Annotated in this window: 8 protein-coding genes; 4 read left to right on the top strand and 4 right to left on the bottom strand. The window is 69.6% G+C overall.

Annotated elements, in window-relative coordinates; genetic code table 11:
• Nucleotides 1–119 precede the first annotated feature (119 nt).
• A complete protein-coding gene (gene ssb, locus VGD28_RS09390; protein ID WP_331028078.1) occupies nucleotides 120–674 on the bottom strand; it encodes a single-stranded DNA-binding protein in 555 nt (184 codons plus the stop codon).
• Between the two features lie 38 nt (nucleotides 675–712).
• On the opposite strand from ssb, the gene VGD28_RS09385 reads away from it, so the two are divergent.
• Nucleotides 713–886, top strand: coding sequence for a DUF4169 family protein (locus VGD28_RS09385; RefSeq protein WP_331028077.1), 174 nt, complete (start codon nucleotides 713–715; stop codon nucleotides 884–886).
• Nucleotides 887–1,072: 186 nt separating this feature from the next.
• Here the strand turns inward: VGD28_RS09385 and feoB are convergent, their stop codons facing one another.
• Together feoB and VGD28_RS09375 are read right to left on the bottom strand one after the other, a co-directional pair.
• Entirely contained in the window at nucleotides 1,073–2,917 is a 1,845-nt protein-coding gene (gene feoB, locus VGD28_RS09380) for a ferrous iron transporter B (protein WP_331028076.1), read from the bottom strand.
• A complete protein-coding gene (locus VGD28_RS09375) occupies nucleotides 2,914–3,162 on the bottom strand; it encodes a FeoA family protein (protein ID WP_331028075.1) in 249 nt (82 codons plus the stop codon). Before VGD28_RS09375 ends, feoB begins: the two co-directional genes overlap by 4 nt.
• 259 nt (nucleotides 3,163–3,421) lie before the next feature.
• Here VGD28_RS09375 and VGD28_RS09370 point away from each other — a divergent pair, with 259 nt between their 5' ends.
• Nucleotides 3,422–5,011 (top strand): lysine--tRNA ligase, encoded by a 1,590-nt coding sequence (locus VGD28_RS09370; protein WP_331028074.1) that lies wholly within the window; start codon nucleotides 3,422–3,424, stop codon nucleotides 5,009–5,011.
• A gap of 3 nt (nucleotides 5,012–5,014) precedes the next feature.
• Here the strand turns inward: VGD28_RS09370 and VGD28_RS09365 are convergent, their stop codons facing one another.
• Nucleotides 5,015–6,493 (bottom strand): DUF389 domain-containing protein, encoded by a 1,479-nt coding sequence (locus VGD28_RS09365; protein WP_331028073.1) that lies wholly within the window; start codon nucleotides 6,491–6,493, stop codon nucleotides 5,015–5,017.
• Between the two features lie 73 nt (nucleotides 6,494–6,566).
• Here VGD28_RS09365 and nhaA point away from each other — a divergent pair, with 73 nt between their 5' ends.
• Nucleotides 6,567–7,814, top strand: a complete 1,248-nt coding sequence (gene nhaA, locus VGD28_RS09360; protein WP_331028072.1) for a Na+/H+ antiporter NhaA — start codon at nucleotides 6,567–6,569, stop codon at nucleotides 7,812–7,814.
• On the top strand, nucleotides 7,811–9,079 hold the full coding sequence (locus VGD28_RS09355; RefSeq protein WP_331028071.1) for a sigma factor: 1,269 nt from the start codon (nucleotides 7,811–7,813) through the stop codon (nucleotides 9,077–9,079). The genes nhaA and VGD28_RS09355 overlap by 4 nt, the downstream gene beginning before the upstream one ends.
• The last annotated feature ends 32 nt before the right edge of the window (nucleotides 9,080–9,111 follow it).

The raw sequence follows: 9,111 nt of genomic DNA, 5'->3' as shown, positions 1-9,111 counted from the left end.
GGGGGAGGTGGCGCGCGCAGCGCGACGGAGGGGGAGGACGCGAGCCGTAGAGGTTCCACCGTCCGCCCACTCCGTCAGCCTGCGGCTGACACCTCCCCCTGGCGGGGGAGGATTTAGATTCAGAAGGGCACGTCGTCGTCGAGATCGTCGGGGAAGCCGCCGCCTGCGGGCGCGCCGCCGCTGCCACCACGGCTTCCACCGCCATAGCCGCCGCCCGACGAACCACCGCCGAAGCCGCCGCGGCTGCTCGACTGGCCGGCGAAGTCGTCATTGCCGCCGCCCCAGTCGTCGCGCGATCCGCCGCCGCCGCCCTGGCCGCCGCCGGGACCGTCGAGCATCACCAGCTTGGCGTCGAAGCCCTGCAGCACGACCTCGGTCGAGTAGCGGTCGGCGCCCGACTGGTCCTGCCACTTGCGGGTCTGGAGCTGGCCCTCCAGATAGACCTTGCTGCCCTTGCGCAGATAGCGCTCGGCGACATTGGCGAGGCCTTCGGAGAAGAGCTTGACCGTGTGCCATTCGGTGCGCTCCTTGCGCTCGCCCGAATTGCGGTCCTTCCACGTCTCGGACGTGGCGACGCGCAGCTCGACCACCTTGCCGCCGTTCGAGAAGGACCGGCTTTCGGGATCACGCCCGAGATTGCCGACCAGGATCACCTTGTTGACGCTGCCCGCCATGGAAACTCCGCCTTGAAATCGATAATGTCGCTGAAGGGATGGCCGATATCATCAACCTGAACAAGGCCCGCAAGGCCAAAGCCAAGGCGACTGCCGCCGCAAAGGCTGTGGAGAACCGCGCCAGGTTCGGCCGGACCAAGGCCGCGAAGGCGCGCGACGATGCCGAACGCGCGCGGACCGGCGCGGCGCTGGACCAGTCGAAACTGGATTGAGCGTCGCGGCCGGCGCGGAAGTATACACTAAGTTTGCACTATCGCGCTGATCCGGCGGCCCCCGGCGCCGCCGCGCGGGATCCAGTCGAAATTCAGCAGGCGAGTCGCAGCGGGCCATCCCGGAACAAAAGCAGAAAATGCCGATGTAGGAAAGCGCAATCCGCCCTGCCCCGCAGAGGGAACGAATCAGAGGCCCAGCGCCGTGGCGCTCCAGTAGGTGATGCCCGCCGCGGCATAGGCCAGCGCGAACAGGTACACGATCATCACCGCCGGCCATTTCCAGCCATTGGTCTCGCGCCGCGCGATCGCGATGGTCGAGAGGCATTGCGGCGCGAACACGAACCAGGCGAGGAAGGCGAGCGCGGTGGGCAGCGGCCAGCGCCCCGCCAGCTGGGTGCCGAGTGCCTGCCCCTCTTCATCCGCTTCGGCATCGATCGAATAGACGGTCTGCAGCGCCGACACCGCGACCTCGCGCGCGGCCATCGCCGGGATCACCGCGAGGCTCATCTCATGGTTGAAGCCGATCGGCTTGAGCACGACCTCAAGGCCCGAGGCGATGCGGCCCGCGACCGAATATTCGCTCTGCTTCACGCCTTCGGGCGCGACCGGATAGGAAGCGAGCAGCCACAGCGCGACGGTGACGCCCATGATGATCGTGCCCGCACGGCGCAGGAAGAGATAGGCGCGCTGCCACAGGCCGATCCACAGGTCGCGCAGCGAAGGCAGCTGGTAGCGCGGCAGCTCCATCATGAAGCCGCTGCTCTTGCCCCGGGTCGCGGTGCGGCGCAGCACGAAGGCGGCGGCGATCGCGCCGAGGATGCCGGTGACATAGAGGCCGAACAGCACCAGCCCCTGCAGCCCCACCCCCCAGCCGATGCTGGTCGCGGGGATGAACGCGCCGATGATCACGGCATAGACCGGAAGCCGCGCCGAGCAGGTCATCAGCGGCGCGATCAGGATCGTGGTCAGCCGCTCCTTGGGATCGTCGATCGAGCGCGCGGCCATGATGCCGGGAATGGCGCAGGCGAAGGAGGAGAGCAAAGGAATGAACGCGCGGCCCGACAGGCCGACGCCGGACATCAGCCGATCCATCAGCAGCGCCGCGCGGACCATGTAGCCCGACGCCTCGAGGATCAGGATGAAGAAGAACAGGATCACGATCTGGGGCAGGAACACCACGACCGATCCGACGCCGTTGATGATCCCCTCGATCAGCAGGTCGCGCAGGAAGCTTTCGGGCAGGGTCGCCGCGGCGGCTTGCGCCAGCCAGCCCTGCAACCCTTCGATCCAGCCGATCGGGGCTTCGGACCAGGCGAACACCGCCTGGAACATGACGAACATGATCGCGGTGAGGATCACCGGCCCGGCGACCGGATGCAGCACCACGCTGTCCACGGCGCGCGTGAAGGCGCGGCCGCGCGGCTGATCGGTGATCGCGACGCGCGCGATCCGCCGCGCCTCGCGCTGATAATGGGTGATGTCGGAGTCGGGTGTGACAGGCGCTTCGGTGCGCGCTCCGCCGAGCACCCCGGCCAGCGCCGCGCGCAGATCGTCCAGCCCGCGCTTGCGCACCGCCACGGTGGTGACCACCGGCACGCCCAGCTCCGCCGACAGCGCGGCGGTATCGATGGTGAGGCCGTCGCGCGTGGCCATGTCGATCATATTGAGCGCCAGCACCATCGGCCGCCCCAGCTCGCGCAGCTGGAGCACGAAGCGCAGGTGATTCTCGATGTTGCTCGCGTCCGCCACCACGATCAGCGCGTCGGGCAGCCGCTCGCCATCCTGCCTGCCGAGCACGACGTCGCGCGTCACCTGCTCGTCGGGGCTGGAGGGATCGAGGCTGTAGGTGCCGGGAAGATCGACCAGCTCGACCGGGCGCCCGTCGTCGAGCGCGATGCGGCCGGCATGCCGCTCGACCGTGACGCCGGGATAGTTGCCGACCTTTTGCCGCGCGCCGGTGAGCGCGTTGAACAGCGCGGTCTTGCCGGCATTCGGGTTGCCGACCAGCGCGACGAGCGGGGACTGGTTCATTCGGCGGCCACCGCCACCTGAATGGTTTCGATCACATGGCGGCGCAGCGCCACGGTCATCCGCCCGATGCGCACCGCCGCCGGGCCGCCCAGCCAGCCGTTGCGCTTGACCAGCTCGACCTCGACGCCCTCGTCGAGCCCGAACTCGCGCAGCCGTCGCGTTTCGGACGGGGACAGCGCATTCCAGTCAACCGACGCGACCGTCGCGGGAACATTGCGCGCCACGCGCGCCAGGGGAAGACTCATAATGCGAGCGATTATCAACAACCAGGAGTAAAAGCCAGCGCGATTCCGGGTCATTCGTCCCCTGCGCCGCAGGGGAGGTGGCAGCGCGGAGCGCTGACGGAGGGGCGGCCGCGCAGACGGCCGAAACGGTTCGGTAGAATTCCGCCCTCTTCGGGGCGGCCCCTCCACCAGCCTTCGGCTGGTCCCCCTCCCCTGAGCAAGCTCAGGGGAGGATTGTGTGGTTGCAAAAGCGGCACCGATCGCGCACCCGCACCGCATTATGACCGATTCCGCATTCCGTGACGCTGCCCTCATCTCCAAGGCATGGCCCTATGAGGAAGCGCGCAAGCTGCTGAAACGCTATCCCGACGGCAAGCCCGCCAAGGACGGACAGCCCGCGCCGGTGCTGTTCGAGACCGGCTATGGCCCCTCCGGCCTGCCGCATATCGGCACGTTCAACGAAGTGCTGCGCACGACGATGGTGCGCCATGCGTTCGAGACGCTGTCGGACACGCCGACCCGGCTGATCGCGTTCAGCGACGACATGGACGGCCTGCGCAAGGTGCCGGACAATGTACCCAACAAGGAAATGCTGGCGCAGCATCTGGGCAAGCCGCTGACCCAGGTGCCCGACCCGTTCGGGAAATATGAGAGCTTCGCGCATCACAACAACGCGATGCTGCGCGAATTCCTCGACCGCTTCGGCTTCGATTACGAGTTCGCCTCCTCGACCGATTACTACACGAGCGGCAAGTTCGACGAGGCGCTGAAGCTCGTCCTGCGCAGCTATCAGGGCATCATGGACGTGATGCTCCCGACGCTGCGTGCCGAGCGCCAGGCGACCTATTCCCCCGTCCTCCCGATCAGCCCGAAGAGCGGGATCGTGTTGCAGGTGCCGGTCGAGGTGCTCGATCCCGAGACCGGCCTGATCGCGTTCATGGATGAAGGCGAACGCATCGAGCAGACCATCCTCGGCGGCAAGGCCAAGCTGCAATGGAAGGTCGACTGGGCGATGCGCTGGGTCGCGTTGGGCGTCGATTACGAGATGTCGGGCAAGGACCTGATCGATTCGGTGATCCAGTCGAGCAAGATCGCGCGCGTCATGGGCGGCCGCCCGCCCGAGGGCTTCAACTACGAGATGTTCCTCGACGAGAAGGGCGAGAAGATCTCCAAGTCGAAGGGCAATGGCCTGAGCCTCGAGCAATGGCTGACCTATGGTCCCGACGAGAGCCTTGCCTTCTACATCTATCGCGAGCCCAAAAAGGCCAAGGCGCTGCACATGGGCGTGATCCCGCGCGCGATCGACGATTACTGGCAGTTCCGCGGCAACTATCCCGGCCAGCCGGTCGAGCAGAAGCTCGGCAACCCGGTGCACCACATCCACAATGGCGAGGTGCCGGGCGAGACGCTGCCGGTGACCTTCGGCCTGCTGCTCAACCTGGTCGGGGTGATGGGCGAGGCGAGCAAGGAACAGGTCTGGGGCTATCTCGCCAACTATGTCCCCGATGCGACGCCCGAGAAGCATCCCGCGCTCGACGCGCTGATCGGCTATGCGCTGGCCTATGGCCGCGACTTCATCGCGCCGACGCTCAACCGCCGGCCACCGCAAGGGGTCGAGGTGGCGGCGCTCCAGCGGCTCGACGCCGACCTCGCCGCGCTGCCCGCGGACGCGAGCGCCGAGGACATCCAGAACATCGTCTACGAGATCGGCAAGACGGGTGGCTTCGCCGAGCTGCGCGACTGGTTCAAGGCGCTGTACGAGACGCTGCTGGGATCGAGCCAGGGGCCGCGCATGGGCAGCTTCATCGCGCTCTATGGGATCGACAACAGCCGGAAATTGATCGCCGACGCGCTCGCGAAGGCGGGCTGAGCGTTACTCGACGGCCGGCGCGAGCCAGCGCAGCCGCGCCGCGCCGCCCGATCCGCTGCCGGCGACCACGCTGGCGCGGACGCCGGCGGCGGTCAGCGCCTCGGCCACCGTGGCTGCCCCCGGTCCGGAGACGCCGATCGGCAGGTTGAGCCGCTGCGCCCCCCAGATCGCAATGGCGAGCGCATCGGGATCGGGCTTGCCGTCGCGCAGCGCGATATCGGGCAGCGGCGCGGCGGGCGGGGTGAGCGCGATCGACCAGTCGGGCGCGCTCGCCGCGCCCCGCGCCTCGAGCGCGCGATAGACGCCGATTCCCGCGCCCGGCAGCGGGGCGGCGGTCACCACCGCGCGCCGCGCATCGCGATCGAGCAGCACGGCATCGGAAGGGACGCCGGCGACGAGCGCGAGCTGCTCCGCCGCGCGGATCGCCGCCTCGCCAGCCGCTGCGGCGACGCGCGCATTCTGCGCCGCGGCGACCTGCGCCGCCTCCGCCTGCGCGCCGGTGCCGACGCGCACCTGCTCGAGCGCGACCTCGACCTCGCGACCGAACAGGCGTTCGAGCGTGGCTCCGGCGGCGCGCCCGGCATCGGGGCGCAACTGGCGCGTCAGCACCGTCGCGCTGACCCGGAGCGGCTGTTGCGCATAGTCCAGCTCGAGCTGACTCAGCCGCACCCCGCCCTCGAACTGGCTGGTGATCACGTCGCGCGCCTGGCGCGAGGCGGTCGCCTCCCACGCGATCTGACGCAGCGCCAATCCTAGGGGGATCGCGAAGGCGACCAGCGCGGCGATCACCAGCACCGTCTGGAGCAGCGTCTGCTTGGGCGAGAGCGAGGAGCCGAAGCCGTAGAGACGCGCAATCACCGCGGCCGACAGCGCGATGGTGATGAGGTTGGTGAGGAACAGCAGCAGCGCGCCGCCGAACACCGTGCCGTTCCAGGTGGCGAGGCCGAAGCCAACCACGGCGAGCGGCGGCATCAGCGCGGTCGCGATCGCGACGCCCACCACCGTGCCCTCGCGCCCGCGGATCATCGCATAGGCGCCGGCCAGCGCCGAGAAGAGCGCGACGAGCAGGTCGAACAGGTTCGGCCGGGTGCGCGCGGCGATCTCCGAGGTGACGTTCTGGAGCGGCGAGACGAGGACCAGCAACGCCGTGAACAGCACCGCGATCACCGTGCCGAGCGCGAGCGCGACGCCCGACCGGCGAATCTCGTCGCCATCGAAGGTGGCGAGGCCGAAGCCGAGGCCGATGATCGGCCCCATCAGCGGCGAGATCAGCATCGCGCCGATCACCACCGCGGGCGACGACAGCAGCAGGCCGAGCACGGCAATACCCGCCGACATCAGCACCATGAAGACGTAACGGCCGTTCCATGCCGCTTCGCCGCGCACCTTGTCGATCACCGCGGCGTGATCGACCGATGCGACGACGGTGCCGCGCCACCAGAGGGACAAGGGGTTGCGGCGCGGGCGTGCGATGCTGTCCATGCGCGGAGGCTTAAGGGGTTTGCCCCCCGGCTTCCAGCGGTTAGGCAGGGCGAGCACGAGCGGAGCGGGGCACATGGCGGCGACAACCAGACGGGGCGGATCTTCGGCGCTGAGGGCGTTCCTGAAAAGCGAAGCGGCGGGCGGGATCCTGCTGATCGCCGCGGCGGCGCTGGCGATGCTCTTCGCCAACCTGCCCGGCCTCTCGGCGGAATATTTCCACCTGCTCCACCTGGAGACCGGCCCCGCGATCAGCCCCAAATACGGGCCGATGACGGTGCATCTGTGGATCAACGACGCGCTGATGGCGGTGTTCTTCCTGCTCGTCGGGCTCGAGATCAAGCGAGAGTTCGTCGACGGCCAGCTTGCCAGCTGGGAGGACCGGCGGCTGCCCGTGGCGGCCGCGGCGGCGGGGATGGTGGCGCCCGCGCTCGTCTATCTCGGCATCACCGGGGGCGGGCCGCTGGCGCCGGGCTGGGCGATCCCGGCCGCGACCGACATCGCCTTTGCGATCGGCGTGCTGGCGCTGCTCGGCAGCCGCGCGCCCGCCTCGCTCAAGCTGTTCCTGACGACCGTCGCGATCGTCGACGACATGGGCGCGGTGGCGATCATCGCGCTCGCCTACACCAAGAGCCTCGGCTCGCTCGCGCTGGCGGCGGGCGCGCTGGTGCTGGTGGTGATGCATGTGCTGAACCGCAGCGGCGTGATGAGGCTGTGGCCCTATCTGCTGCTGGGCGCCGTGCTCTGGTATTTCGTCTTCCTCTCCGGGGTGCATGCGACGGTCGCCGGGGTGCTGACCGCGATGATGATCCCGGTGAAGGCATCGCCGGGTACGCCCGACGCGCAGGATTCGCCGCTGCACATCCTCGAGCATGCGCTGGCGCCATGGGTCGCCTATCTGATCGTGCCGCTGTTCGGCTTCGCCAATGCCGGCGTCAGCCTGGCCGGCATGTCGCCCGGCGTGCTGCTGGCGCCGCTGCCGCTGGGCATCGCGGCCGGCCTCTTCATCGGCAAGCAGGCCGGCATCTTCGGCAGCGTCTGGATCGCCGCGAAGACCGGCTTCGCGGCGCCGCCCAGCCGCGCGACCTGGACGCAGATCTACGGCGTCGCGATGCTGTGCGGGATCGGCTTCACGATGAGCCTGTTCATCGGCGGCCTCGCCTTCCCCGACAGCCCCGAGCTGGTCGACGAGGTGAAGATCGGCGTGCTTGCGGGATCGGTATTGTCGGCGATCGCCGGCTTCCTGGTCCTGCGCTTCGCGCGCCCGTGGCGGAACGATGCGCCGGGCGATCCGGACATGACGGGCAGCAGGGATCAGGCGTGACGCGCAACCCAGCCGGCACGCCCGACCTCGCCGCGCTGCTGCAGCAGATCGCGCGCGGCGACCGCAACGCGATGGCCGCGCTCTATGCGGCGACCGCGCCGATCCTGCATGGGATCGTCACGGCGATCATCCGGGACAGCGCCGCCGCGGCGCAGTTGAGCGAGAGCGCCTATCTGCGCATCTGGGACCGCGCGCCGCGCTTCGATCCGGCGGCGGCGGAGGCGCGCGCCTGGCTCGCGGCGATCGCGCGCAACATCGCGATCGAGTGGCGGCGGCGCGTGCCGGGGCCATCCGCCTTCGCCGATGCCGAGATCCTGCTCTCCGACGAGACGCTGCTGACCGGCGAAGCGCCGGTCGCCTGGGATACCGAGGCGGCCCTGTTGCACTATCGTCTGCGGGCATTGCCGATCGACGAGCAGGCGGCGATCCGCGCGGCGATGCTGACCGGCGCGACTCATGCCGAGATCGCGCAGGCGGCGCTCGCCAGCCCGGCAACGATCGAGCGGCGCATCGCCGACGGACTGGCGGCATTGGCCCGGGAAGCGGGGATCGCCGCATCGAACGAGCCCGCGCTCGCCCGCGCATTGGCGCTCGGCACGATCGAAGGGACCGCACGTGCCGCGGCGCTGCGCAAGCAGCTTGCCGATCCGGGATTCGCCGCGGAGGTCGAGGGCTGGCAGCTTCACCTTGCCCCGATGCTCGAAGCGCTCCCCCCGGCAGAACCGCCCGCCGAGCTGTGGCCGCGGGTCGATGCGCTGATCGAGCTGCGCGAGGCCGACGCGCCGCGCCGCACGCGGCGCCGGACGGTGCGCTGGCCGCTCGCGCGCACGACGGCGATCGGTCTCGGCGCCGCGCTCGCCGGAGCGCTGGCGGCGATGGCGATCTTCGTCTTCGCGCTGGGCGGCCTCCAGCCACGACCGCCGGGCGCGGCACCGGTGCTGATCGCCCAGATGGCAGGGCCGGACCGGCGGCCCGATCTGGCGATCCGCTACGATCCCGCCGGATCGGCGATTCGCGTCCGCGCGCGGCGGCTCGATCCCGCCCAGGGCGTCGCCGACCTGTGGCTGCTGGCAACCGATGGGACGCCCCACTTTCTTGGCCGGGTCACCAGCGACGGGGTGGATCGCTTCGCGCTGCCGCGAACCACCCGGCAGCTCATCGTCGACGGCGCGACGGTGATGGTGACGATCGTGCCGGACGCGCGCGCGCGGCGCTCCGAGCCTTCAGGCAGGGTCGTCGCCTCGGCGCGGTTCGTGCTGGTGTGAAAATATTTCCATGGCGGCGGAACCAATCGGCA

Source organism: Sphingomonas sp. (genome assembly GCF_036402235.1).
In the GTDB taxonomy this organism is placed as follows: Bacteria; Pseudomonadota; Alphaproteobacteria; order Sphingomonadales; family Sphingomonadaceae; genus Sphingomonas.
The sequence above is the reverse complement of the archived record's forward strand: the minus strand, read 5'-3'. Positions and strand labels throughout refer to the sequence as shown.

What these genes read in the sequence shown, in the direction of transcription:
- VGD28_RS09375 (WP_331028075.1), bottom strand. Translation starts at nt 3,162, where the DNA reads ATGAGTCTTCCCCTGGCGCGCGTGGCGCGCAATGTTCCCGCGACGGTC.
- VGD28_RS09370 (WP_331028074.1), top strand. Translation starts at nt 3,422, where the DNA reads ATGACCGATTCCGCATTCCGTGACGCTGCCCTCATCTCCAAGGCATGG.
- nhaA (WP_331028072.1), top strand. Translation starts at nt 6,567, where the DNA reads ATGGCGGCGACAACCAGACGGGGCGGATCTTCGGCGCTGAGGGCGTTC.
- VGD28_RS09365 (WP_331028073.1), bottom strand. Translation starts at nt 6,493, where the DNA reads ATGGACAGCATCGCACGCCCGCGCCGCAACCCCTTGTCCCTCTGGTGG.
- ssb (WP_331028078.1), bottom strand. Translation starts at nt 674, where the DNA reads ATGGCGGGCAGCGTCAACAAGGTGATCCTGGTCGGCAATCTCGGGCGT.
- feoB (WP_331028076.1), bottom strand. Translation starts at nt 2,917, where the DNA reads ATGAACCAGTCCCCGCTCGTCGCGCTGGTCGGCAACCCGAATGCCGGC.
- VGD28_RS09385 (WP_331028077.1), top strand. Translation starts at nt 713, where the DNA reads ATGGCCGATATCATCAACCTGAACAAGGCCCGCAAGGCCAAAGCCAAG.